Raw genomic sequence first — 26,902 nt, 5'->3', positions numbered from 1 at the left:
GATTAAGATGTTTTTTTATTTGGAATAACTAAAAATGGTATTTGAGGATTAAAACCAATTTTATTAATCACAGGCTCATTTAGAATTTTTTCAAAAATGCTATGTTTGTAATTGACCATTACTAATAAATCGATATCTAAATCTTTTATAAAAGTATTTATTACTTCTGTTTTTTTGTCAAAGTTTGGTACACTATGATAATGTGTTTTAAAGCCCTGTAAGCTTGACTTAAGTACCGATAAATTATAATCTTGTATGCTTGATAATGGTTTATTAGTTTCTATATGCATGATTCTTAAAACAGCGTTATTGTCGTAAGCTAGATCGTTTAATATAGTTAACTCTTCTGTAGTGTAAAAACGGTTTAAATCTGTCGAAAAAGCAATTTGTTTTATAGGGTTATAGTCATAATCTTCTGGCAAAATCATAACTGGGCAAGATAAATGAGTTTTTACAACATTAACACTATTAGTACCAAACAAACTATTTAAGATACTGTTTATCCCTTTAGTACTCATTATGACTAAGTCAACAGAGATTTTTTTTGTAACTTCTTCTATTGCATTTGTTAAAGGCTGAAATTTTATAATAGTTTTAAACTCATGATTAGCATTAGGATCACTACTTTCAATTTGTTCTTTAAATTGATTTAATTGGTCATTGCCCAATTTCATTATGTTTTCTATATAAACTTCATTTAAAGTAGAAAGTGTTTCTGGATCTAAAACTTCTGTATGTAAAAGATGAAATGTACATAAGTCATCTTTATATAGTTTGACAGCGTATACTAATCCAGCCCAAGAGTTATCTGAAAAATCTACAGGAATTAAAATATGTTTCATTGTCTTAATTTTTTGATTTACTTAAAGTTATTTTAAATTTTCATAATAAAATATGATAACTGTTAGGAAATAAAAAAGCCAGCATTTTTGCTGGCTTTTTTATATATTTTAAGGTTTATTACTTGATTTTAAAAGTTATAACAGGTAAAGACGCGTGGTTGGCAATATCTTCTGAAATACTTCCAGATAAGAAATGTGTAAACCCTGTACGACCATGTGTAGCTATAGCAATAGCATCTGCGCCAGATACATTAGCAAAGTTTAAAACACCTTTTTCTACGGTGTAATCTGATACATATTTTACGTTATCTAATTGACTTAAGTCGCCATCTGCTTTAGTTAAAAAGTCTGCTACTGTTTGTTCTATTTCTTGAGAGCTGTTAAAGTTGTCCCCAGGTGTATTTACATATAACAAGTGTAGTTTAGAGCCTAAAGTTTTAAATAACTTAGTAGCATTTAAATAAGGTGTAACACTTTTTTCTGTAAAATCTGAAGCAAACACTACATTATCAAAACTTAAAGTAGTCGGTTTGTTTTTTATTACAAGTACAGGTATATCTGCATGTCTAACTACTTTTTCTGTGTTGGATCCAACAAATATTTCTTTTAAGCCACTACTACCATGAGATCCCATAACAATCATATCTGCATTTTGCTCTTTAGCAACATCATTTACTTCGCTAAATACTTTAAAATGTTTAACTATTGGTGTTACGTTAATACCTTCTAAAAAGTCTTGCTCTAAAAATTCATTAAACTTTTTTTCTGCTAGTTTTATAAAGAAAACAGTTTCGTCTTGTAAAGCTGTTTCACCTTTAGTTAATATAGTTTCAGAGATTTCTAACATGTGCAATGCTAAGATTTCTGCATTATATTTTTTTGCTAATATTGATGCAGCTTCTAAAGCATAATTAGAATGTTCTGAGAAATCTACTGGTACAATTATTTTTTTCATTTTTTGTTGATTTTAAGAGTTATATAAAGGTATTAATTTTTTAAGGTTTTAAAGTTTTTTTTTATGATTTAAGCTTTAATTAACATGCTTAAATTGTCATAGAAAAAAGTTGTGTTTCTGGTTTATTTCTTTGTAGTAACAAATCAAAAGCCATACATATGTTTCTTATAAATGGTTTGCCTTTTTCTGTAACAAAAATTTGATTAAGTTTTATGTTTACTAATCCATCTTGTTGCATTTCTTGTAATTTGATTAGTATTTCTGGTATTTCTTCAAAATACAAACCATTTGACATCCAACTTGTTTTAAAATGACACATTAAATTTAAAATATGTTGTCTTATTATTAGGTCTTCTGTAGTTAAAATATGACCTCTAAATACAGGTATTATATTATCGTTTATAAGTTGATAGTAGTCTTCAATATTTTTAACATTTTGAGCAAAAGCATACCAGCTATCACTTATAGAAGATACACCTAAACCAATCATAACTTTAGTTTTTGATGCTGTGTAGCCCATAAAGTTACGATGCATGGTTTCGTTTTTACTAGCTTTATATAAACTGTCTGTTTTTAGTGCAAAATGATCCATGCCTATATCGTAATAACCTGCATCTGCTAGTAGTTTTTTACCTAATTGATATTGGTTTTGTTTACTATCTGCTTTTGGTAAATCACTGTCTTTAAAACCACGTTGTCCATTCCCTTTTATCCATGGGACATGGGCATAGCTGTAAAAAGCAATACGGTCTGGTAGTAACGCTTTTGTTTTTTTTATTGTTGCTTCTACATGTGCTTCTGTTTGAAAAGGTAAACCAAAAATTATATCATGTCCAATAGAGGTGTAACCAATTTCTCTAGCTTGTTCTGTAACACGTTTTACGTTTTCAAAAGGTTGAATGCGGTGTATTGCCTTTTGTACTATTGGGTTGTAATCTTGTACACCAAAACTAACACGTCTAAACCCTAAATTATATAAGGTTTGTAAATGTTCTTTTGTGGTATTATTTGGATGACCTTCAAAGCTAAATTCATATTCATTAGCAAGTTCTGCTTTAGCTTTAAGACCATTAATTAGAAGTGTTAAATTTTCTGTCGAAAAAAATGTTGGTGTTCCGCCACCTAAGTGAAGCTCTTTGATAATTGGTTTATCATCAAACAACTCGCAATATAAATTCCATTCTTTTAAAACAGCTTCAATGTAAGGAGTTTCAACTTCATGGCGTTTAGTTATACGTTTGTTACAACCACAAAAAGTACATAAACTTTCGCAAAAAGGGAGATGGATATAAAGACTTATACCTTCTTCTTGATTACTTTCATTAAAAGCTTTTATAAGGCTTTCTTTCCATTTATTAGAAGAAAACGTTTCTGTATTCCAATATGGTACCGTTGGATAACTTGTGTATCTAGGTCCGGCTACATTGTATTTGTTAACTAAAGAAAAGCACATAACTAATTTTTTATAAGTCAAAATTAGTGTGCAAAAACTATTTAAAACATGACATTGGTCATAACACTATAAATTAAATAAGTGTCTTAACCTTTTGATAAGGTATTTGTTTAAAAGAAGAAATTACTAAATCTGCTTGACTATAATCTTGATTTTTTGAGTGTAAACTGTCATATCCTATACAATAACTGCCTGCAGATTTTGCTGCTTTTATACCGTTTGTAGAGTCTTCTATAACAATACAGTGTTCTTGTTTAAAACCGGCTAATTGAGCTGCTTTTTCAAAAATTTCTGGATGTGGTTTTGACGCTTTTAAAGTAGCGCCACTAATTTTTGCTTTAAAATACTGGTCTAATTCAAATCTTGTAAACACCTTGTTAATTGTACTATTTGAAGCTGAAGAAGCTAAAACCAAAGTTAAACCATTATTAAAATAATCAACAATAATATCAAGTACACCATCTAAAAGCTGTAAACTTTCGTCTGTTTCAAATAAACCATTAAAGTGATTACGCTTGCACAATTCTAAATCTTTAGGACTAGCTTTTAAATTAAAATGATTAACAAGTTTGGTACAAACATTTCTTGTAGATTGACCGGTAAAACTTTCGTATAAATTTTTAGTTACATCAATTTTATAGTCTTCAAACATTTTGTGATAGGCTTTGTTGTGTAAAGGTTCTGTATCTACAATTACACCATCCATATCAAATAACACAGCTTTTAACATAAACAAGATTAAATTTTAGCAAACTTAAACTTAATATTACTTAAAATACATAACTTTACGTATAAAAATTATTCTAAAATGATAGAAGAGCTTAAGCAGCATTATGGCTATTTATTTGAAGATGAATTACTTCAAGAAATAAACAATGTTGGTACTTATAGAGATATTCCTGAAGGACTTAAATTGATAGAAATAGGAGACTATATAAAATCTATGCCACTATTAATTAGCGGAGCCATTAAGATTTTAAGAGAAGATAAAGAAGGAGATGAGCTTATTCTTTACTTTATAGAACAAGGTGATACTTGTGCAATGACATTATCCTGTTGTTTAGGAGATTCTAAAAGTGAAATAAGAGCAATAGCCGAAACAGATGCAAGATTAATAATGGTGCCAGTTCAAAAAATGGAAGAGTGGCTAGGCAAGTATAAATCATGGCGTAATTTTGTGTTGCAAAGCTATCAAAACAGAATGACCGAGCTTTTAGAAGCTATTGATACTATTGCTTTTTTAAAAATGGACGAAAGACTATTTAAGTACCTTAAAGATAAAGCAATGGTAAATCATAACGATGTGATACATGTTACACATCAAGAAATAGCTTCAGACTTACATACATCAAGGGTAGTAATATCAAGACTACTTAAAGCTTTAGAAATAAATGGTCGCATAGAGCTACACAGAAATAATATTAAAGTTCTAGACTTATAAACCTGTAACAAATGTTACAAAAAAACAAGCTAATCATTATTAGTTTTGAGTACTAACTCTTAACTATGGAAATACAATATATACTTGGATACATAGGCGCATTACTAATAGGTCTTGTTTTAGGCTTAATTGGTGGTGGCGGATCAATCCTTACCGTACCTATTTTAGTTTATCTATTAGGTATAAATCCAATAACAGCTACAGCATATTCTTTATTTGTGGTTGGTAGTTCTGCTCTAGTTGGAGCTTTAAAAAATATTCAAAAAAAATTAGTAGACTTTAAAACAGCAATTGTTTTTGCAGTTCCTGCATTTACAGCCGTATTTTTAACACGTAAGTATTTAGTACCAGCAATACCAGAACAATTTTACAAAATAAACAATTTTATAATCACAAAAGATATTGCAATAATGTTACTATTTGCAGTATTAATGCTTTTAGCTTCAATATCTATGTTAAAAAGTAAAAAAGAAGTTATAGAAGAAGATGTAAATCTTAATTTTGTTGTTTTCTTTTTTCAAGCGGCATTTATAGGTGTTTTAACAGGATTAGTCGGTGCTGGTGGCGGATTTTTAATCATACCAACACTAATGTTTTTTGCCAGAATGTCTATAAAAAATGCTGTAGCAACTTCGTTATTAATCATAGCTATTAACTCGCTAATAGGATTTATAGGAGATGTTCAAAATATAGAAATAGATTGGTTGTTTTTATTAAGTTTTACATCCATCTCTATTATTGGTATATTTATCGGCACATATCTTTCAAAATTTATTGAAGGCGCAAAACTTAAAAAAGGATTTGGATGGTTTGTACTCGTTATGGGGATATATATAATCTTTAAAGAGTTAACTAAATGATAATTGTAACTTTTGTTACATCTATATAATTACAAATCAATTAATTTTATAACCCATTAATAATCAATTTTTAAAATTGAATTAGAACATAAAATAACATGAAAGTAGAACAAATTTATACTGGTTGTTTAGCGCACGCAGCGTATTACATAGAAAACAACGGAGAAGTAGCAATAATAGATCCGCTTCGCGAAGTTCAGCCATATATTAATAGAGCAAAATTAGACGATGCAAAAATCAAGTATGTTTTTGAAACGCATTTTCACGCAGATTTTGTTTCTGGTCACTTAGATTTAAAAGAAAAAACAGGAGCTAGCATTGTATTTGGACCAACAGCAAAACCAAATTACGAAGCAATAGTAGCAGAAGACGGACAAATCTTTGAAGTTGGTAACTACAAGATAAAAGTTATCCATACACCTGGTCATACTATGGAAAGTACCACATATCTTTTAATAGATGAAAACGGTAAAGAACACGGTATTGTTACTGGCGATACATTATTTATTGGTGATGTTGGTCGTCCAGATTTGGCACAAAAAGTTGTTGCAGATTTAACTCAAGAAAAGTTAGCAGGTTATTTATACGATTCTTTACGTAATAAGATTATGCCATTAAGTGACGATTTAATTGTGTACCCAAATCACGGTGCAGGATCGGCATGTGGTAAAAACATGAGTAAAGAAACTACAGATACTTTAGGAAATCAAAAAAAGGTCAACTATGCTTTAAGAGCAGATATGACTAAAGAAGAATTTATAGAAGAAGTTCTTGACGGTTTATCAGAGCCACCAGGATATTTTCCTCAAAATGTAATGATGAATATTACAGGTTACGAAAGTTTTGATAACGTTATCACTAAATCTAATAAACCGTTATCACCTGAAGCTTTTGAAGCAGCAGCAAATGAGACTGAAGCTATTATTTTAGATGTACGTCATCAATCAGAATTTGTAAAAGGACACATACCACGTTCAATTTTTATTGGTATAGATGGTGGATTTGCTCCTTGGGTTGGTGCTTTAATTGTAGACGTAAGTCAGCCAATACTCTTAGTAGCTCCAGAAGGAAGAGAAGAAGAAGTGGTGACACGTTTATCTCGCGTTGGTTTTGATAATGTAATTGGTTATTTAGATGGTAGTTTCCAGTCTTGGAAAAAAGCAGGAAAAGAATACGATACAATAACTTCAATTACCGCAGAAGAGTTTGCAAACCGTTTTGAAGATAATAAAGACGTTGTATTTGATGTAAGAAAAAATGGAGAGTTTACTGCCGAACACGTAGATGGTGCAAAAAATACACCATTAGATTACATAAATGATCATTTAAGTGAATTTCCTGATAATAAAACATTTTATGTGCATTGTGCAGGAGGATATAGATCTGTAATAGCAGCGTCTATTTTAAAAAGTAGAGGCATCCACAACTTAATAGATGTTGGTGGCGGTTACGGTGCTATCAAAAAAACAGATATACCAGTAACAGACTATGTTTGTCCATCAACACTAAAGTAGTTTTAAGTTTTTTAGTTAGTTAAAAAAGTGTGTGTTACAAACTTGTAGCATGCACTTTTTTTGTAACAAAGGTTACCAACAATAGTAACAAATTGACGTAATTTTATAAAAATTTTTATAGATGAAATACATACTTATTATGTCAATATTCTCATTTTTATTCGGAAATAATTCAATACAAGATAAACCAATAAAAGTATTATCTCCAGAAGAATTTAAAGCCCAAATTCAATATAAAGACGCGCAATTAATAGATGTACGTACGCCAGCCGAATTTGAAGCAGGACACATTGAAGGCGCTAAAAATATTGATTTTTTTTCAGGAAAATTTAATGTAGAATTTGACAAATTAGACAAAGAAAAACCAGTTTACATTTATTGTAAAAGCGGAAATAGAAGCAGACAAACCGCTAACAAATTAGCAGAAAGAGGTTTTAAAGACATCTACGATTTGCAAGGCGGAATTTTAAATTATAAATAAAAACAAATATGAAAACATCAATAATAGTTCAAAACCTAAAATGTGGTGGTTGTGCAAATACCATTTCGACTAAATTATCAGAAATTGAAACAATTTCAAATATAAATGTAGATGTAGAAGAAAGTAAAGTCACTTTTGATTGCCCAAATCCTGAAGATGCAATAGAGGTTAAACAAATGCTAAAAAGTTTAGGTTATCCATCAATAGAAGATGAAAACGGATTAGTATCTAAAGCTAAATCTTTCGTCAGTTGCGCAACGGGTAAACTATCAAAATAATCATGAAACAGTTACTCATAATTTCAGTTTTAGCAATCACTTTTTTTAGCTGTAAAGATTCAGAAAATAAACAACACTCTGCATTAGATGTACAATTACAAGCTAACAATCATCCTGGTAAAAAGCTAATGGAAAAACATTGCTACGTTTGTCATAGTCCAACTGCTAGTCATGACGATAGGATTGCACCACCAATGGTTGCAATTAAAAGGCATTACATAGATGAAGATACATCAAAAGAAAAATTTGTCGCAGATATAAATGCTTTTATAAAAAACCCAACTAAAGAAAATGCAAAACTCTATGGTGCTGTAAAACGCTTTGGTGTTATGCCAAAACAATCTTTCCCAGAAGAAGATATTAAGCAAATTGCAGAATATATGTTTGATTTTGATATTGAGCAACCAGAATGGTTTGAAAATCATTTTAAAGAAGAACAAGGTAAACACAAAGGGCAAGGCATGGGTAACGGAAAAGGTAAAGGAAAGAGTAAAGTAATGCAAAAACAACAAGCAGAAGTTAACTATCAAGATTTACCTTACGGCGAACGAGGTTTAAAATATGCTTTAACCACAAAAGCAGTTTTAGGAAAAAATTTGATGGGAACCATCCAAAAAAAAGGAACTTTAGAAGCGTTAGCATTTTGTAATGAGAAAGCTTATCCGTTAACAGATAGTATGAGTGTTGTACACAATGCTAATATTAAAAGAGTTTCAGATAAACCAAGAAACCCTAATAATAAAGCAAACGCAATAGAGCTTAATTATATCAATATATTTAAAAAACAATTGGCAAATCAAGAAGAGATTAGTCCAATTGTAAAAGAAGATACAGATCAAGTACACGTGTATTATCCAATCGTTACAAATAGCATGTGTTTACAATGTCATGGTAAACCAAACGAAAATATTAAGCCTGAAATAATAAAAAAGTTAACTTTGTTATATCCAGAAGACCAAGCTACAGGTTATACAACAGACCAAGTTAGAGGTATTTGGAGTATTAGTTTTGATAATTAAAACAATTAGGTATGAGTAAGTTTTCAGATATTATAAATCAAGACAAACCTGTTTTAATAGATTTTTTTGCAGAATGGTGCGGACCATGTAAAATGATGAGTCCAATTTTAAAAGAAGTAAAAGACAATTTAAAAGACCGTATTTCTATTATAAAAATTGATGTAGATAAAAATCAAGCATTAGCCGCAAAATATCAGGTTAGAGGCGTACCTACACTTATGATTTTTAAAAACGGAAAACAAGTTTGGCGTCAATCTGGAGTGCTTCAAAAAGACGAAATTATTAACATCATCACTAATTTAGATTAATGGATTTATCTGAAAAATATTGGGATACGCGTTATAAATTAAACGATATAGGTTGGGATTTAGGTGAAGTTTCTCCTCCACTTAAAGCTTATTTTGATCAGTTAGAAGATAAAAACTTAAAGATTTTAATTCCTGGCGGCGGTAATAGCCACGAGGCAGAATATTTACACAATCAAGGTTTTACAAATGTTTATGTTGTAGATGTATCTAAAACTGCTTTAGAAAATTTTTCAAAAAGAGTGCCTAACTTCCCAAAAAACCACTTAATACAAAAAAACTTTTTTGATATAGATACAACTTTTGATCTTATTGTAGAACAAACTTTTTTCTGTGCAATAAATCCTAATTTAAGAGCAGCCTATGCAGCAAAAGCATTCGATTTACTAAACCAAAAAGGTAAAGTTGTCGGATTGTTATTTGATGCACCATTAAATACGGATAAACCACCATTTGGAGGTTGTAAAGAAGAATACATTAATTACTTTAAACCGTATTTTAAAATTACCATTATGGAAAATGCTCACAACTCAATACAACCAAGAGTTGGTAGAGAATTATTTTTTAGAATAGATAAAATAGAAAAAGAGACTACTGTTTTTTAGCTTTTGATAAAAAACTACACTTAATGTTGTTAAAACATTAGTATTCTATTTGTTATGTAACAAAAGTTACAATTTTTGTCTTAAAACACTATTATTTTTATCAGGATTGAAAACTAACAAACTCAATAAATAAAAATAATAGTGAAATCTCACTATCAAATTCTAGTAATTGGTGGCGGAACAGGAGGAATCATGACTGCAGCCAATTTACTATCCAAAAACAAATCGTTAGATATAGGTATAATCGAGCCAGCAGATTGGCATTATTATCAACCAGCTTGGACATTAGTTGGAGCAGGTACATATGATTTTGATAAAACAAAACGTCCTATGTCATTTGTTATGCCTAGTGGTGCAGATTGGATAAAAGATTACGCTACAATTTTTAAACCAGAAGAAAATACTGTTGAAACTTAAGAAAATGGAGCAATAACATATGATTTTTTAATTGTATCTCCTGGTTTAGTTATGGATACATCCTTAATTGAAGGTTTAACAGAATCTTTGGGTAAAGGTGTAATTTGTAGCAATTATACAGACCCAAAACATACTTGGGATGTAATTAAGAATTTTAAAGAAGGCAATGCTGTGTTTACACAGCCAACAACACCAATTAAATGCGGTGGAGCACCTCAAAAAATAGCCTATTTAGCAGCAGATTATTTCAAGAAAAACGGATTGAAAAATAAAACTAATGTTATTTTTGCAACACCTGGTTCTGTTATTTTTGGAGTAAAAGAAATTAGAGAAAGCCTAATGCAAGTAATTAGTAGATATGGTATTCATTTTAAACCATTCTACGCGCCAATTAAAATTGATAGCGAAAATCAAATTGTAACCTTCAAAGGTGTTGGAACTGGCGAAAATAAATGTGTGATAAATGAAGATAACGAATTAAGAGAAATCATGTCTGGCGAGTCTATTATAGATATGCCATTTGATATGCTTCACCTTGCGCCACCACAAACAGCACCAAAATTTGTTAAAGACTCTCCTTTAGTTAATGAAGCTGGTTGGTTAGATGTAGATAAACACACTTTGCAACATAACAAATATGCAAATATTTTTGGTTTAGGTGAAGTTGCAGCATTACCTACAGCAAAAACAGGAGCCGCGATACGTAAGCAAGTACCTGTATTTACAGATAATATTTTACAATTAATAGCACATAGCAAAAAAGGCAATAAATCATACAACGGTTATTCATCTTGCCCATTAGTAACAGGATATGGTAAAATGATTTTAGCCGAATTTGATTATGATAACAATTTTATTCCAGATCCAAAACTGAAACAAATGCTAGTTTTTAATAGTGAAAAAGAGCATTAGCGACTTTGGATGTTAAAAAAATATGGATTACCGTATTTATATTGGAACAAAATGATGAAGGGAAAAGAAGTGTAAATATCATCATCTTAATTAATAGCGTAAAGCATCTGATAATTTTAGATGCTTTTTTAATTTAAATGACAAATGTCATATTTAATTATGTAAATCGGTTATACCTTTACATAGTAATAATTAAAGACTAAACTAATCAATTATGGTATCTCAAAATATATCTCTTTACAGCTGGAGTAACGGTGTAATAATGATTGTTATTTTTGGTATTGTTTGTTTAACACTTATAGGTTTTGCTATAAAGTTTATGAGTGGAGAAAGTAAAAAGGATGATACTAAAGAGTAGCTTTTTTATTTAAATTTGGTTAAAGAGTGCAAGTAATTGCACTCTTTTTTTTTAAACTATTGTTAAATTTCAATCTTTTGTAACAAATGTTTCAAATAGATTAAATCTATTGTTTTAATTTTATGTCATAGAAATTAAATATTTAAAACATATAGTAATTATGGAAACAAACAATGAAATAAACCAAGTAAACACTATGCCAAGAATTGGTGATCAAGCACCAGATTTTGAAGCAGTAACGACTAAAGGAAAAATTAAATTTTCTGACTTTGCAAAAGATAAATGGGTAGTAATGTTTTCTCATCCAGCAGATTTTACACCAGTTTGTACAACAGAAATGAGTGGATTTGCAATAAGAAAACCAGAATTTGATGCACTTAACACAGAACTTATTGGGTTAAGTATAGATAGTGTTCACGCACATTTAGGTTGGGTACAAAACGTAAGAGAAAATACAGGTGTATATTTCGATTTTCCTATTATCGCAGATATTGATATGAAAGTATCTAAGCTTTACGGAATGTTACAACCTAACGAAAGCGAAACAGCAGCAGTACGTGCGGTTTTCTTTATAGATCCAAGTAAAAAAATACGTCTTGTAATGTATTACCCATTAAATGTTGGTCGTAATATGGACGAAATTTTAAGAGCTTTAGAAGCACTTCAAATGTCGGATAAATACAAAGTAGCGATGCCTTTAGATTGGAAAAAAGGAGATAAAGTGATTGTTGGACCACCAAAAACTTTAGACGAGTTAAATGAAAGAATCAACGACGATTCTCTTGAAAAAGTAGACTGGTATTTAGCAAAGAAAAACCTATAAAATACTCTTAAAATATCGGTCTTTTCATCAAGTTAAGACCGATTTTTTTTATCTTATTCTTAACTAAAGCAAAACTAAATAAAATGAATATTACTCAATTTGAAGACAAGCCATTAGCGCATTATTCTTACGCAATAATTAGCGATAATAAAATGGCAATTGTTGATCCTTCCAGAGACCCAAAACCTTATTATAAATTAGCCGAAAAAGAAAATGCAAAAATCGTTGCGGTTTTCGAGACGCATCCACATGCAGATTTTGTAAGTAGTCATTTTCAAATTCATAAAGAAACTGGCGCAACCATTTTTGTAAGTAAATTAGTTGGTGCTAATTATCCTCATAAAACTTTTGATGATGGCGATGTTTTTAACTTAGGAAGCGTTCAGTTTTCTGCAATAAATACGCCTGGTCACTCACCAGATAGTATCACAATTATTGCAAAAAATAACGCAGATTACGCCATGTTCTCTGGTGATACGCTATTTATTGGTGATGTTGGTCGTCCAGATTTACGCGAAAAAGCTGGAAATATGAAAGCTAAACGCGAAGAATTAGCCAAAAGCATGTACCAAACCATGCAAACAAAATTTAACGATTTACCAGACAACACCATTGTTTACCCAGCACATGGCGCAGGATCGCTTTGCGGAAAAAATATGAGTAAAGATGCATCAAGTACTTTAGGTCGAGAACGTGAAGAAAATTGGGCATTTAAAAATTTATCTGAAGACGATTTTGTCAATCATATTTTAAAAGATCAACCTTTTATTCCTTCATATTTTGGATATAACGTAGATATAAACAAAGTTGGAGCAAAAGATTATGAAAAGGCAATTTCTAAAGCAAACTTTCAATTTAAAGCAGATAGTTTTGAAGACAACGCTTTAATTATTGATGTTAGAAATGAAGCTGATTTCAAAAAAAATCATCTAAAAGGTAGTATAAATATTATGGCAAAAACCGAAAATGATAAGTTTGAAACTTGGTTGGGATCTATCGTCAAACCAGAAGAAGCATTTTATGTGGTTTTAAATACAGTTGAAGATAAAGATGAAATACTACATCGTATAGCCAAAATTGGTTATGAAGATCAGTTGCAAGGCATTCTTACTTTAGATGATTCATCTTTTGAAAGTACAGAAAAAATAGATTTATCAGACTTTAAAAATAATCCAAATCAATACACAATTATTGACATAAGAAATAAAAGTGAAGTAGAAGAAGGTAAGTTTTTTGATAACGCTATATCAATTCCTTTAAACGAATTAAGAGATTCTGAAAATCAAATTCCAACAGACAAACCAATAGTTGTACATTGTGCAGGTGGTTACCGTAGCGCAGCAGGAAGCAGTATTATTTCTAATTTAAAAAATGATACTAAGGTTTATGATTTAAGTGATGCTGTTTCTCAATTTAAATAGTAAAACCTCATAAAATAAATTAAAAAAACCAGTTGTATTTTAACCCTTACAGCTGGTTTTTTATGCTAAATGTTAAAGTTTGTAATATGTAATATTTATTACATTCAACCAATTATCTGTGTCGTATTTTTGTTAGAAACTCACAATTATGGATGTCGAAATCTTAGCCCGAATTCAATTTGCCTTCACCGTAGCTTTCCATTATATCTATCCGCCATTAAGTATTGGTATTGGATTAATCATGGTTATTTTTGAAGGTTTGTATCTTAAAACTGGTAAAAAAGAATACGAAATTTTAACTCGTTTTTGGTTAAAGATTTTCGCCATAACCTTTGGTATTGGTGTTGCTACAGGAATTATTATGGAGTTTGAATTTGGTACCAATTGGTCTGTTTATTCCAAATATGTTGGTGATATTTTTGGAAGTGCTTTAGCTGCAGAAGGATTATTTGCTTTTGGACTAGAAAGTACCTTTTTAGGTATTTTAATTTTTGGATGGAATCGGGTATCGCCTAAAGTTCACTTTATATCAACAATAGGCGTGTTTTTAGGATCTATGTTTTCGGCAGTTTGGATTGTTGTAGCCAACAGTTGGCAGCAAACACCAGCAGGTTATCATATTGTAGGCGAAGGATTAAATGCTAGAGCAGAAGTAACCGATTTTTGGGCAATGGTCTTTAATCCATCTAGTGTAGATCGCATCATTCACGTTTGGCAAGGCGCATTTTTAGCTGGTGCATTTATGATTTTAAGTGTTCATGCTTACTATTTATTAAAAGGAAGGTATGTAGAGATTTCTAAAAAAGCCTTTAAAATAGCATTATCTGTAGCTACAATAATTTCGTTAACACAATTAGTGTCAGGTCATAGTTCTGCAGATGGTGTTGCAGTAAATCAACCCGCAAAATTAGCAGCTATGGAAGGGCATTACGAGCCATCTGCTGCTGCCGATTTATATTTATTTGGTTGGGTTGATCAAGCTTCAAAAACTGTTACAGGTATTGGTATTCCTGGCGGATTATCATTTTTAGTGCATCAAGATTTTAACGAGCCAATCACGGGTTTAAACGCATTTCCTGAAGATGAAATACCAACGCAAGTCAACGCTGTTTTTCAATTTTATCATATTATGATTTCTATAGGTATGTTTTTTATCGGGTTAACATTATATGCTAGTTATTTATGGTGGCGTGGTAAGTTGTTTGATAAAAAGTGGTTACTTAAAATATTTGCATTTTCGGTATTACTACCTCAAATAGCCAATCAAGCTGGTTGGTTTGCTGCCGAAATGGGACGACAACCTTGGGTTGTTTATGGTCATTTAAAAACAAGCCAAGCGTTTTCTCAAGAGGTATCTGCAAATCAAATTCTATTCTCATTAATTTTGTTTTTTGTGGTTTATGCCATCTTATTTTTGTTGTTTTTATATTCTTTAAACAAGAAGATAAATCATGGTCCTTATGATGAATCTGAAAATCCAAATGAATTTTTAAAGTACACGTAATTAAAAGTTATGGAAACATTTTTAGGTATAGATTATCCAACATTATGGTATTTAGTAGTAGGACTTTTGTTTTCTGGTTATGCTATTTTAGAAGGTTTTGATTATGGTGCTGGTGCATGGCATTTATTTTTAAGAAAAGATATAAGTAGACGTATTGCCATAAATTCAATTGGTCCACTTTGGGATGCCAACCAAGTATGGTTAATTATTGGTGGCGGCGCATTGTTTGCAGGTTTTCCTGTAATGTATGCAACTATGTTATCGGCAATGTATATTCCGTTTATGTTGTTTTTAATGCTATTGGTATTACGTTCTGCTGCTATAAAATTTAGAAGTGCTGAAGAAATGAAATGGTGGCGAAAAACCTGGGACATCATTTACTTTACATCAAATACATTAATAGCTTTTTTACTTGGTGTTGTTTTAGGAAACGTATTACAAGGTTTTGAATTACACGAAAACTTTATTTATAAAGGCGGCATTTTCTTCGCGTTTTTAAACCCATATTCATTAATGGTCGGATTTACTACATTATCCATTTTTATGACGCAAGGTGCTATTTTTCTTCTTTTAAAAACTGAAGGAAAACTACATGATAGATTATCTTTTTTACTAAAAAGAGGCATGATTTTCTTTATTGTTAGTTTTGTGGTTACATCTTTTTACACATTGTCATATCTTCACGGAGTGACCGATAAATTTAAAGAACAACCTATATTTTTCGCATTACCAATTTTAGCATTTTTAGCAGTAGCTAATGTGCCAAGATTAGTATCTAAAAAGAAATACTTTTATGCATTAGTATTTTCGTCATTAATCATGGCATTTTTATTAATGTTAGTAGCTTTTCAATTGTATCCAGTGTTGTTGCCTTCAACTATAAATCCAGAATATAGTGTAACTATTTATAACGCAGCATCATCACAAAAATCATTAGGGATTATGCTTACTATTGTACTAATTGGAGCGCCACTTTTAGCATTTTATTTCTTGTTTTTATACAAAACTTTTAACGGAAAAGTAGAGTTGGATGACACCAGTTATTAAACCTAAGATTATGTAACATAGGTTACTGTGTAATTAGTTTTAAAGTGCAACCTTTACATAGAGATTAAAAAGTACAATACTTCAACTTTTTAAATCTAAAAACTAATTCTTAATCTTAGTAAAATGTCAAAAATAGTTATTTTAGGAGCCGGAATTTCTGGTCACGTAGCTGCGTCGCATTTAAGACGAAAGCTGTCAAAAGATCACGAAGTTGTCGTAGTCTCTCCTAATAGCAATTACCAATGGATTCCGTCTAATATTTGGGTCGGAATTGGTAGAATGAAATCAAAAAAAATCCTATTCCCATTAGCGCCATTATACAAAAAGAAAGGCATTGGATATAAGCAAGCCAAAGCGGTAACCTTTCATCCTGAAGGTGATAAAACAGAGCAGAAACCTTATATTTTAGCCGAATATGTTACAGGTGAAAAGAAAGGAACTCAAGAAAAAGTCACTTACGATTACTTGATAAACGCCACAGGTCCAAAATTAAATTTTGAAGCAACAGAAGGTTTAATTCCCGGTGAAAATAAAACGTATTCCGTATGTACTTATACACATGCAGATCATGCTTGGCATGGTTTAAATGAAGTGATTCAGCAAATGAAGAACGGTAGAAAAGCTAAAATTTTAATAGGAACTGGTCACGCCAAATCGACGTGTCAAGGTGCTGCATTTGAATATATTTTAAATGTAGAACAAGAGTTACGTAGACATAATGTTCGTGAAATGGCAGAAATCACATGGATTTCTAATGAATACCAATTAGGCGATTTTGGTATGGACGGTATGTTAATGAGTTACGGAAGCATGACGATGAAGTCTAATGAGATGATAGAAATGATTTTTGAAGATCGAGATATAAAATGGATTACAGGAGCAGGCCTAAGTAAGATTGAAGATGGCGTAGCACATTATGAAAATTTAGATGGCGAATACAAAACCGAAACCTACGATTTTGCAATGTTAATACCAGCATTTTCAGGTCACGGTTTTAAAGCTTACGATAAAAATGATAACGATATTACAGACAAGCTATTTAAAGGCTTTATGATTGTAGATGCCGATTATACTCCAAAACCTTATGAACAATGGAGTGTGCAAGATTGGCCAGAAACTTATCAAAACCCAAGCTATAAGAATATTTTTGCACCAGGTATTGCATTTGCGCCGCCACATACAATTTCAAAACCTAGAAAAAGTAAAAATGGAACTGATATATTTCCTGCTCCACCAAGAACAGGTATGCCATCAGGTATTACAGCAAAATTAGTAGCAGATAACATTATAGATAGTATAAAATCGGGTAAAGAATCCTTACATCATAAAGGATCAATGGGAAATATGGGAGCAGCTTGTATTGCTTCTGCAGGTTATGGTATGACTCAAGGTAGCGGTGTAAGTATCACCACATATCCAATTGTGCCAGATTATGAAAAATATCCAAAAACACAAGGTAGAAAACTAGGAAAAACCTTTGGCGAAATAGGTTTAGCAGGACATTGGTTAAAACTAGCCTTACACTACGCCTTTATTTATAAAGCAAAAATGCGACCATTTTGGTGGTTGATTCCTGAATAGGAATCAAATCTAAAAAAGGTTAATTCCTGAATAGGAATCAAATCTAAAAGATGATTCCAGAATAAGAATTAAATCTTGAAATAGTTGATTTAGGCGTATAAGTCAAATCAACAAATAAACGAATAAACAAATAACATAATCATGACACAAAGAATATCAAAATATCAGCGTTTTAAAATGATGAATCCAATACTTCAATTTTTTAAATTCATCTATTTAAGTATCAAAATTATGATTGTTGTTGCTGGCGGACATGGCGGCACAAGAAAAGTAAACTGATGTGGTTATCAGTGATTTTTGGTTGGTTTTTTAATTGAAAAAGGGCATTTTTAAAATGCCCTTTTTCTATATGATGTAATAATCAAAATTGCGTCAGTTCGAGTGATTTTTTAGTATTTGCTGAGCGTAGTCGAAGCAGAACTATAAAATTGTATCGAGAACTTTTAATAAATAACGGACATGTTTTTATTAAAATTGATACTGCACAAAAGCAGAAAAGTTACGTCCTGGTTCTGTAATTGGTGTTCTTCCAAAATCAGCTTGATTTGTAAAACTAAAGTTTAGATGATTGTTATAAGCTTCATCAAAAATATTTAATGCAGCAACACCTAATGTTAAGTTTTTAAGTGGTTTTATACCTAATTTTACATCTAAAGTTTCATAACCTGCTGTTGTTGTTTCTCCAAAACTTTCGGCGATGTTTTCTTGTTTGCTAGTTACATTATATTGCACTTTTGCCCAATATTTTTCACGGTCTAAGCCTAAAGAAAATGTACTGTTTAATGGTGGCGTAAGTGGTAAAGATTCACCTAAATCATTGTTTTTTGCATACACGTAAGCCAATTCAGTTTTAAAATAAAAATCATTTAAAAAGTTAACTTTCGCCATAGCTTCAAAACCAGTTTTATAAGCGTTATCTAAATTTCTAAACACTTTTACTTCTTGTGGCATTGCAGTTGGCATATACTTGCGTGTAATGGTTGGATCTACAACCGCTACGATATAATTTTCGAATTTAGAATAGTAAAAACTAGCCGCGTAATTAAAGTTGTTTTTACTGTTTTTTCCTTTAAAACCAACTTCAAATTGATTGTTAACTTCTGGATTTAGATTTGGGTTTCCTAAATATTCATAAGGATCTTGACCAACATTAAAATGATTAATATAACGCTCTATCATATTAGCACTTCGTACACCACGACCATAAGCAGCTTCTAACGTAAAATTATCTGTAACTAATCGCTTGATAGAGACTGTTCCGCTTACATTGTTATCTGTTTTTTCTTCTAAATCGTAACGCGCAGCAAAGTCGTCTTCTGGATCTTGTATATCACTTTTTACTAGGTCATAACGCATACCAGCAGTTAATACTGTGGTTGGGTTAATTGCCCATTTTGCTTCTGTAAATACACCATAATCGTTAATGTAAGAATCTTGCCAAACCTTGTCGTTAAACACCATTGGCATAGCAAGTGACATACCCATCATGTTTAACTTTATGGTTCTGGTTCTTCCACCATCTCTTGCAATTGTCATAGCATCCAAACCACTAAAAATTGTCAGGTTTTTTGCTGGTTGCCAGTTTAATTCTAATTTTCCTCCAATAGTTGTAGATTCAACAGAAGATTCTGCCGCCATACGCGCAAAAGAAGGTCTGTCAAAATTTGTCATTAAATGATCTACGTAGCTGTAATACGCTTTCGCGGAAAAGCTTTTAACAGTTTCACCTAAATCCGAAATTTTATAATCTAAAGACAGGATACTACTATCATCATATTCGGTATCCATCATCAAAGCAGCGTGTTGTACATCACGACCAAAAGATTGACGCCAATGCGCTTGTAAACGTTGATTGTCTGTAAAATTATAGCCTAACTTTACCCCATAATCGGTGCTTCTAAAAGATGAAGGAATTTCAACACCATTTCCGTCTTCATAACTTCCAAAATCTCTATAACCAACATTACCAACAATGTCGTATTTGTCTTCAATATATTGTAATTGAAGCATGTTTACCATCGAGTTTCCGTTGGTTTCATATCCAGCAGAAGCTTTGCCATGAAAGCCTTTATCTAAATAATTTGGTTTTTGAGTGACTAAGTTTACAATACCGCCAAATGTTGCGCCATAACGTACGGTGTACGGACCTTTAATAATTTCAATTTTTGAAATTTCTTCAGGAATAACATGTGTTGTTATTGGATCCATACGGTTTGGGCAAGCGTGCATTGCTTTGGTTCCACCATCATATTGCACGTTTAACTGTTCGTATTGGCTAGCTCTAAAACTTGGATCTATAGCGTAATCTCCTCTTTTAATGACCGAAAAACCATTAATATCATTAAATAAATCGGCTACGTTTTTAGGTTGAACAATAGTTTCATCATAATTATTAGTAACAATAGTATGTATTGGGTCTGTTTTTAAATTTCCGGTTACAATAACTTCGTCTAAAGTTGTTACTTTTTGTGTAGTTGTATCTTTTGCTTTAGGGTTTGTTTGAGCAATAGATACGGTTGTGATTAGCGCACATAATAATGCACTATAAAATGTTTTCATCGTATATTTTTATTTGAAAATTTGTAATAAGTCTGTGGTTTTAATACTGAAAAACAGTATTAAAGCTAAAATAATGGTATGTAGACTTAAACTTGTGGAGGATGAAAACAGGAAGATTTATAACTAAAGTTATAAAGGTTAAGGTAAATAAAGTTTTCCCTTTTTAAACTATAAAAGTTTGTTTGTAATTTATAATCTGTAATGTCTTGTTTAAATAGAAGTAACTCTTCAAAATTTACAATTTTAACAGGCTCATTTTCGTCACCAGTCGTTTGAGCTACTTTTTTTAAGTGACACTTTCCGTTACATTGTAATTCTGGTTTGTCTTTATTCTCGCAAAGCTCTTCGATAAAGCCAATAGGATCTAATTCGTAGTATATAAAAGTAAAAGAGACTCTTAGCATATTAAATATAATAAGAGCGCTTAAACTAACTGCAAAAAAGAAAATCCATTTTTTCACAGATGCAAATTTAGTATAAAAAGAAGGGTTTGAAAGTGACTTTTGTCACAAATTTCATTTTTTTCTAGGTAACATATGTTACTGACATAGGTGTTTTCTAAACGTACATTTGTATCAGTAAAAATTGAAAAATGAAACACATAATTAACTTATCAATCCTATCAGTATTTATCTGGTCTTCCTTAACACAAGCGCAAGAGGTAAAACCAATAAGTAAAAGTGAAGTTTTGACTCAAGTTTCAGAAAACAATACTTCTATAAAAATTTCTGAAGAAGAATTTAACCAAGCTAAAGCAGATTATAGACAGACCAATGCTATTTTCTTGCCAAATATTACAGCTAGCCATACAGGTATTTCTACTACAAATCCTTTAATGGCTTTTGGTTCTAAATTAAATCAAGAAATTTTAACAATGAATGATTTTAATCCAGCATTGTTAAACGATCCAGAAACGACGCAAAACTTCGCAACCAAGCTAGAAGTACAACAACCACTAATTAATGTAGATGGAATATTTCAGCGTAAAGCAGCCAAATCTAAAATGGAAGCCATGTCATTAAAAACACAGCGTACTGAAGATTACATTGTTTTTGAAGTAGATAAAGCCTACATGCAATTACAATTAGCATACAAAGCTGTTGATGTTTTAGAAAAAGCATTAGAAGCCGCAAATGCAAATAAAAAATTAGCAGATAATAGTTACGAGCAAGGGTATTTACAACGTGCCGATGTGCTTAATGTAGAAGTACGTGTTACCGAAGTAAAAAACCAATTACAACAAGCTAAAAGTAACGTCCAAAATGCGTCTAATTATTTATCATTTTTAATGAATGACGACACATTTGTAACCTATAAACCAAGCGATACATTAACGCCTTATGTGCGTACCATGGAATTGAAAACGTTTACTGAAAACCGTAGCGACATCAAAGCAATGCAATTAGCAAGTAAAGCATATGAAGCTATGAGTAAAGCAGATAAAATGGCGTTTTTACCACGTTTAAACGCTTTTGGAAGTTACGAAATGTATGATGATAAAATCTTTCAAGCAGATGCCAACGGATACATTGTTGGTGCACAATTAAGTTGGGATATTTTTCAAGGATCAAAGCGTTTTGGAAAAGCTCAGAAAAGTAGAGCCGAGTTTGAAAAATCTAAACTTGAATACAATCAATATGTATCAAAAAGCAAGTTAGAATTAAATAAAGCTAAGAGAATGCTTATTGATGCCGAAAACAAATTAAACCTATCAAAATTAGCTTTAGACCAATCAGAAGAATCGCTTAGAATTCGTACTAATCGTTTTAAAGAAGGTTTAGAAAAAACATCAGATTTATTGATGGCAGAAACCCAATATGCACAAAAACAATTAGAATATTACCAAACCATTTTTGAATACAATTACGCTTTAGCGTACGTCAATTTTTTAACTAAAGAATAGTGTTTAGTTTGCAGTATGCAGTTGCAGTAATCAGTAAATATGAAATAAAAATTAGCTTAGAAAAATATTCGTGAATTCTTGGCAAACAAAAAAATAAATTCAATTAAAATGAAAAAACTATATACCATCTTATCACTTTCAACAGCAATATTACTAGCAAGTTGTGGTAGCGAAGACAAAAAAGCAGTTGCAGATAACTCACCTGCTATTACTGTAAAAGTAGCACAGGTTAGCGACAATAATGACAGTCCATTTTTAGCGGTAAGCGGAAAAATTCAAGCCGAAAACAGTGCTAATTTAAGTACAAGAATGATGGGTTACGTCAATAACGTACCTGTAAATGTTGGCGATAAAGTAAGCAAAGGACAATTGTTAGTAGCTATTAACAATGCCGATTTACAAGCTCAAAAAGCTCAGGTAAACGCAAATATCACAAAAGCTACAGCAGCATTTAATAACGCTAAAAAAGATTACGAGCGTTTTAAGTCGCTATTTGCTCAAAACAGTGCCTCTCAAAAAGAAATGGATGATATGACAGCTAATTATGAGATGGCAAAAGCAGGTCTTGAAGCTGCAAAACAAATGAAAAACGAAATTAACGCACAATTTGCTTATACCAACATTACTGCACCTTTTAGCGGAGTTATTACAAGTAAAAATGTAAAAAAAGGAGACATGGCAAATCCAGGTCAGCCTTTAATTTCAATAGAAGCACCAGGCGATTTTGAAGTGGTTGCAATGGTTCCAGAAACCGAAATTTCAGAAATAAAAAAAGATACAAAAGTAAGTGTAAATGTAAAATCTATTAACCAAACTATTTCTGGAAAAGTCACCGAAGTAAGTACATCTGCAGCACAAACAGGCGGGCAATATTTAGTAAAGATAACCTTAGATAAAACCGATGCAAAAATTCTATCAGGAATGTTCACAACGGTGCAATTTCCTGTAGAAAGAAAAGCAGAAACTTCAATGGTTTTGATACCAAAAGAAGCTATTGTAAAGAATGGTCAGTTAAGCGGCGTTTATACGGTAAGCCAAAGTAATACAGCCATTTTACGTTGGTTGCGTTTAGGTAGAACGTTTGGAAATGAAGTAGAAGTATTATCTGGTTTAAACGCCAATGAAAGTTATATCGTTTCGGCTGAAGGAAAGTTGTATAACGGAGCAAAAATAAGTGTGCAGTAATTCAGTTTGCAGTAGGCAGTAAATAGTACTGAATTTTAAATTAATAACAAGATTGAATTAACAGTTCAAAGTCGCGTTAGGGATAGAAGCGGCATCCTTTTTATTGTCACATTGAGCGCAGTCGAAATGTAAGACAATAAAAAGATATAGCGAATAGCCCGTTAAAACGCCCAAAAAATAAGAAATCAAAATGAAAGAAGGTTTAGCAGGAAAAATTGCCAAAGTCTTTATGACATCAAAGCTTACAGTGCTTTTAATGATTGTTTTTATGGTCATTGGTGTGTACAGCTCGTTTTTAATTCCTCGTGAAGAAGAGCCGCAAATTGATGTGCCTATGGCAGATATTTTTGTAGGTTATCCTGGTGCAAGTCCAACCGAGGTTGAATCTAGAGTGATCAAGCCTTTAGAGCAATTAATTTCGAATATAAAAGGTGTGGAATATGTGTATTCTACGTCTATGAAAGAACAAGGAATGGTCATCGTTCAGTTTTATGTGGGCGAAGATATCGAGCGTTCTTTTGTGAAACTTTACAACGAAATCAATAAGCATATGGATGAAATGCCTGAAGGCGTTACGTTTCCGTTAGTAAAAACACGTGCTATTGATGATGTGCCTATGTTAGGGTTGACGTTGTGGAGTGAAAACTATGACGATTTCCAATTAGGGCAAATGGCTCAAGAATTAGAAGCCGAAATTAAAAAAGTGAATGACGTTGCTATTACACATAAAATAGGAGGAAGAGAACGTCAAATTCGTGTCGTTTTAGATAAGGATAAATTAGCGAGTGCTGGCTTAGACTTTTTATCGGTTTCTGAAATGATTAAAGCCAACAATGCGCAATTAAATAGCGGAACTTTTGATAAAAATGATACAGAATTTGTTGTAAATACAGGTAAGTTTTTAGAATCGGTGACTGATGTTGAAAATCTAGTTGTTGGTGTGCAGCAAAATCAGCCCATCTATTTAAAGCAAGTCGCAAAAATTGTTGATGGTCCTGAAGTACCACAAAATTACGTTAGTCTTGGTTTTGGTCAAGCAAGCGAAAAGGCAAGCGATTACCAATCAGAATATCCAGCAGTAACTATTTCTGTAGCAAAACGAAAAGGTGCAGACGCGATGAAAATTGCAGATGTCATCATTGATAAAGTAGAGCATTTACGCAAAACTTTAATTCCTGATGATGTACACGTAGAAATCACCAGAAACTATGGTGAAACAGCATCTCACAAAGTGTCTGAATTACTATTACACCTTATAGGTTCTATCATTGCGGTAACATTTGTAGTGATGTTGGCAATGGGTTGGCGTGGTGGATTGGTCGTGTTTTTATCTGTGCCAATTACCTTCGCATTAACGCTATTAAGCTACTATATGCTGGATTATACGCTTAACCGAATCACCTTATTTGCGCTAGTATTCGTTACAGGTATTGTGGTAGACGATTCAATTATCATTGCCGAAAATATGCATAGGCATTTTAAAATGAAACGCTTGCTATTTAAACAAGCGGCTTTATATGCCATTAACGAAGTTGGTAACCCAACTATTTTGGCAACGTTTACCGTAATTGCATCAGTATTGCCTATGGCGTTTGTGTCTGGATTAATGGGCCCATATATGGCACCAATGCCAATTGGAGCGTCTATTGCAATGATACTGTCGTTATTTGTAGCCTTAACTATAACACCGTATTTAGGGTATATTTTCTTGCGTGAAAAAGATAAAAAAGGAGCAGAAGAGAAGCCTAAAAAACCATTAGAAGACACATTAATTTACAAGTTCTACGAAAAATTTGAGCGTCCGTTAATTGAAAGTTCCTCTAAGCGCTGGTTGTTTTTAGGATTAACGTTCATCTTGTTAATGGGAACAATGGTGATGTTTTTCACCAATTCGGTAGTTGTAAAAATGTTACCGTTTGATAACAAAAATGAATTTCAGGTAGTTATCGATATGCCAGAAGGAACAACCTTAGAGCGTACAGCAGTTGTAGCTCAAGAAATTTCGCAATATTTATCAACGCGACCAGAAGTAGTTAATTATCAGAATTATATTGGTACATCAGCGCCAATTACTTTTAACGGTTTAGTACGTCACTACGATTTACGTGGTGGAAGTAATATGGCAGATATTCAAGTGAATTTAATTGATAAAGGAGAACGTAGTGCGCAATCTCACGATATTGCAAAATTATTGCGTCCTGACATTCAAAAGATAGCTTCAAAATATAATGCGAATGTTAAGGTTGTTGAAGTGCCACCAGGACCACCAGTTTTATCAACTTTAGTAGCAGAAATTTATGGTCCTGATTATGATAAGCAAATGGAGATAGCTAACGAAGTTCAAAATATTTTGAATAATACTGAAGATGTTGTTGATGTCGATTGGATGGTAGAAGCAGATCAAAAAGAATTTCAATTCACCATAGACAAAGAAAAAGCAATGCTTTACGGTGTAGCACCAAAACAGATTGCTTATACCATGAATATGGCACTATCCAACAGACCGTTAACCGTGTTGTATGACGAAGATGCTGTAAATCAAATAGGTTTAGTATTGGCTCTAGATGAAAAGGAAAAGTCAACCATTCAAGATATTTCGCAGTTAAAAGTGAAATCGCAACAAGGTAACTTAGTGCCAATTGTAGACTTGGTTGATATTTCTGAAACTACAAGCGCAAAAAGTATTTACCGTAAAAACCAAAAGCGCGTGGTGTATGTGTTAGCAGATATGGCTGGCGAATTAGAAAGTCCTGCGTATGCAATTTTAGGAATGGAAGAGAAATTAAAAGCTATTCCGTTACCACAAGGCTATGAGATTAATGAAATGTATTTAGGACAGCCAGAATTTGAAGATGATTACACCGTAAAATGGGATGGCGAATGGCAAATTACCTTAGAAGTATTTAGAGATTTAGGAATTGCCTTTTTAGGAGCAATAGCTTTAATCTATATTTTAATTGTTGGTTGGTTCCAAAACTTTAAAGCACCAATAGTAATGATGGTTGCCATACCATTATCGATGATTGGAATTATTCTAGGTCATTGGTTGATGGGCGCATTTTTCACCGCAACATCATTTATTGGTATGATTGCTTTGGCGGGAATTATGGTACGTAATTCGGTATTGTTGATTGACTTTATCAATCTGAGGTTAGAAGAAGGCGTGCCATTAAAACAAGCCGCAATAGAAGCAGGAGCAGTGCGTACAACACCAATTTTATTAACTGCAGGAACAGTAGTCATAGGTGCGTTTGTTATCCTGTTTGACCCGATATTTCAAGGATTAGCTATTTCGTTAATGGGTGGAACCATCGTTTCGACTGTGTTAACCTTATTAGTTGTGCCTTTAGTGTATTATATGATAGAACGTAAAAACCATAAATAAAAAGCTGGCTGAGCACAATTAAGTGTTATGAGAGTTCAAAAAAAATCTTAGTTG

The 26,902-nt window shown here is 32.0% G+C and carries 24 protein-coding genes and 1 pseudogene; 19 read left to right on the top strand and 6 right to left on the bottom strand.

The features are described from left to right. Nucleotides 1-2 precede the first annotated feature (2 nt). From WA340_RS02025 to WA340_RS02010, 4 genes are all read right to left on the bottom strand, one after another. Nucleotides 3-842 (bottom strand): universal stress protein, encoded by an 840-nt coding sequence (locus WA340_RS02025; protein ID WP_336127079.1) that lies wholly within the window; start codon nucleotides 840-842, stop codon nucleotides 3-5. 118 nt (nucleotides 843-960) lie between these two features. Next, the gene (locus WA340_RS02020; protein WP_336127078.1) at nucleotides 961-1,797 is read right to left on the bottom strand and encodes a universal stress protein; all 837 of its coding nucleotides are present in this window, start codon (nucleotides 1,795-1,797) and stop codon (nucleotides 961-963) included. Between the two features lie 88 nt (nucleotides 1,798-1,885). After that, entirely contained in the window at nucleotides 1,886-3,250 is a 1,365-nt protein-coding gene (gene hemN, locus WA340_RS02015; RefSeq protein ID WP_336127077.1) for an oxygen-independent coproporphyrinogen III oxidase, read from the bottom strand. Between the two features lie 73 nt (nucleotides 3,251-3,323). Further along, the gene (locus WA340_RS02010) at nucleotides 3,324-3,980 is read right to left on the bottom strand and encodes an HAD family hydrolase (RefSeq protein ID WP_336127076.1); all 657 of its coding nucleotides are present in this window, start codon (nucleotides 3,978-3,980) and stop codon (nucleotides 3,324-3,326) included. A 78-nt stretch (nucleotides 3,981-4,058) separates the two neighbouring features. Here WA340_RS02010 and WA340_RS02005 point away from each other — a divergent pair, with 78 nt between their 5' ends. From WA340_RS02005 to WA340_RS01930, 16 genes and pseudogenes are all read left to right on the top strand, one after another. Next, nucleotides 4,059-4,691, top strand: coding sequence for a Crp/Fnr family transcriptional regulator (locus tag WA340_RS02005; protein ID WP_027879832.1), 633 nt, complete (start codon nucleotides 4,059-4,061; stop codon nucleotides 4,689-4,691). Between the two features lie 65 nt (nucleotides 4,692-4,756). Then, nucleotides 4,757-5,551 carry a sulfite exporter TauE/SafE family protein gene (locus WA340_RS02000; protein ID WP_336127075.1) on the top strand — a complete coding sequence of 265 codons (795 nt, stop codon included), beginning with the start codon at nucleotides 4,757-4,759 and terminating at the stop codon, nucleotides 5,549-5,551. A 98-nt stretch (nucleotides 5,552-5,649) separates the two neighbouring features. Next, nucleotides 5,650-7,065 (top strand): MBL fold metallo-hydrolase, encoded by a 1,416-nt coding sequence (locus tag WA340_RS01995; RefSeq protein ID WP_336127074.1) that lies wholly within the window; start codon nucleotides 5,650-5,652, stop codon nucleotides 7,063-7,065. 121 nt (nucleotides 7,066-7,186) lie between these two features. Then, nucleotides 7,187-7,546, top strand: coding sequence for a rhodanese-like domain-containing protein (locus WA340_RS01990; RefSeq protein ID WP_336127073.1), 360 nt, complete (start codon nucleotides 7,187-7,189; stop codon nucleotides 7,544-7,546). 8 nt (nucleotides 7,547-7,554) lie between these two features. Next, a complete protein-coding gene (locus WA340_RS01985; protein WP_336127072.1) occupies nucleotides 7,555-7,824 on the top strand; it encodes a heavy-metal-associated domain-containing protein in 270 nt (89 codons plus the stop codon). A 2-nt stretch (nucleotides 7,825-7,826) separates the two neighbouring features. Beyond that, nucleotides 7,827-8,843: a c-type heme family protein gene (locus tag WA340_RS01980; RefSeq protein ID WP_336127071.1), complete on the top strand. Its 1,017-nt coding sequence runs from the start codon at nucleotides 7,827-7,829 to the stop codon at nucleotides 8,841-8,843. A gap of 11 nt (nucleotides 8,844-8,854) precedes the next feature. Continuing rightward, the gene (trxA, locus tag WA340_RS01975) at nucleotides 8,855-9,151 is read left to right on the top strand and encodes a thioredoxin (protein ID WP_027879838.1); all 297 of its coding nucleotides are present in this window, start codon (nucleotides 8,855-8,857) and stop codon (nucleotides 9,149-9,151) included. Then, on the top strand, nucleotides 9,151-9,753 hold the full coding sequence (locus WA340_RS01970; protein ID WP_336127070.1) for a methyltransferase domain-containing protein: 603 nt from the start codon (nucleotides 9,151-9,153) through the stop codon (nucleotides 9,751-9,753). Before trxA ends, WA340_RS01970 begins: the two co-directional genes overlap by 1 nt. A 141-nt stretch (nucleotides 9,754-9,894) precedes the next feature. Further along, nucleotides 9,895-11,157, top strand: a pseudogene (locus tag WA340_RS01965) (NAD(P)/FAD-dependent oxidoreductase). A 139-nt stretch (nucleotides 11,158-11,296) separates the two neighbouring features. Further along, entirely contained in the window at nucleotides 11,297-11,440 is a 144-nt protein-coding gene (locus WA340_RS01960; RefSeq protein WP_169558270.1) for a hypothetical protein, read from the top strand. A 160-nt stretch (nucleotides 11,441-11,600) separates the two neighbouring features. Next, on the top strand, nucleotides 11,601-12,263 hold the full coding sequence (locus tag WA340_RS01955; protein ID WP_336127069.1) for a peroxiredoxin: 663 nt from the start codon (nucleotides 11,601-11,603) through the stop codon (nucleotides 12,261-12,263). A gap of 83 nt (nucleotides 12,264-12,346) precedes the next feature. Then, complete coding sequence (locus WA340_RS01950) at nucleotides 12,347-13,684, top strand: rhodanese-like domain-containing protein (RefSeq protein ID WP_336127068.1); 1,338 nt, start codon at nucleotides 12,347-12,349, stop codon at nucleotides 13,682-13,684. 148 nt (nucleotides 13,685-13,832) lie between these two features. Next, nucleotides 13,833-15,188: a cytochrome ubiquinol oxidase subunit I gene (locus tag WA340_RS01945; RefSeq protein WP_336127067.1), complete on the top strand. Its 1,356-nt coding sequence runs from the start codon at nucleotides 13,833-13,835 to the stop codon at nucleotides 15,186-15,188. Nucleotides 15,189-15,197: 9 nt separating this feature from the next. Then, nucleotides 15,198-16,235: a cytochrome d ubiquinol oxidase subunit II gene (gene cydB, locus WA340_RS01940; RefSeq protein ID WP_336127066.1), complete on the top strand. Its 1,038-nt coding sequence runs from the start codon at nucleotides 15,198-15,200 to the stop codon at nucleotides 16,233-16,235. A 123-nt stretch (nucleotides 16,236-16,358) separates the two neighbouring features. Continuing rightward, entirely contained in the window at nucleotides 16,359-17,816 is a 1,458-nt protein-coding gene (locus WA340_RS01935) for an NAD(P)/FAD-dependent oxidoreductase (RefSeq protein WP_336127065.1), read from the top strand. A 141-nt stretch (nucleotides 17,817-17,957) separates the two neighbouring features. Then, nucleotides 17,958-18,095 carry a hypothetical protein gene (locus WA340_RS01930; protein WP_162835789.1) on the top strand — a complete coding sequence of 46 codons (138 nt, stop codon included), beginning with the start codon at nucleotides 17,958-17,960 and terminating at the stop codon, nucleotides 18,093-18,095. 189 nt (nucleotides 18,096-18,284) lie between these two features. Here WA340_RS01930 and WA340_RS01925 read toward each other — a convergent pair whose 3' ends face one another. Both WA340_RS01925 and WA340_RS01920 read right to left on the bottom strand, forming a co-directional pair. After that, complete coding sequence (locus tag WA340_RS01925) at nucleotides 18,285-20,375, bottom strand: TonB-dependent receptor domain-containing protein (protein WP_336127064.1); 2,091 nt, start codon at nucleotides 20,373-20,375, stop codon at nucleotides 18,285-18,287. 86 nt (nucleotides 20,376-20,461) lie between these two features. Beyond that, nucleotides 20,462-20,836 carry a hypothetical protein gene (locus WA340_RS01920; protein WP_336127063.1) on the bottom strand — a complete coding sequence of 125 codons (375 nt, stop codon included), beginning with the start codon at nucleotides 20,834-20,836 and terminating at the stop codon, nucleotides 20,462-20,464. A 131-nt stretch (nucleotides 20,837-20,967) separates the two neighbouring features. On the opposite strand from WA340_RS01920, the gene WA340_RS01915 reads away from it, so the two are divergent. The 3 genes from WA340_RS01915 to WA340_RS01905 all read left to right on the top strand — a co-directional run bounded on the left by WA340_RS01915 (nucleotide 20,968) and on the right by WA340_RS01905 (nucleotide 26,848). Beyond that, entirely contained in the window at nucleotides 20,968-22,278 is a 1,311-nt protein-coding gene (locus WA340_RS01915; protein WP_336127062.1) for a TolC family protein, read from the top strand. Between the two features lie 108 nt (nucleotides 22,279-22,386). Beyond that, on the top strand, nucleotides 22,387-23,463 hold the full coding sequence (locus WA340_RS01910) for an efflux RND transporter periplasmic adaptor subunit (protein ID WP_336127061.1): 1,077 nt from the start codon (nucleotides 22,387-22,389) through the stop codon (nucleotides 23,461-23,463). A gap of 190 nt (nucleotides 23,464-23,653) precedes the next feature. Continuing rightward, on the top strand, nucleotides 23,654-26,848 hold the full coding sequence (locus tag WA340_RS01905; protein ID WP_336127060.1) for an efflux RND transporter permease subunit: 3,195 nt from the start codon (nucleotides 23,654-23,656) through the stop codon (nucleotides 26,846-26,848). Nucleotides 26,849-26,902: the final 54 nt, after the last annotated feature.

This window comes from Mesoflavibacter sp. CH_XMU1422-2 (assembly GCF_037029245.1).
GTDB lineage: Bacteria > Bacteroidota > Bacteroidia > Flavobacteriales > Flavobacteriaceae > Mesoflavibacter > Mesoflavibacter zeaxanthinifaciens.
The sequence above is the reverse complement of the archived record's forward strand: the minus strand, read 5'-3'. Positions and strand labels throughout refer to the sequence as shown.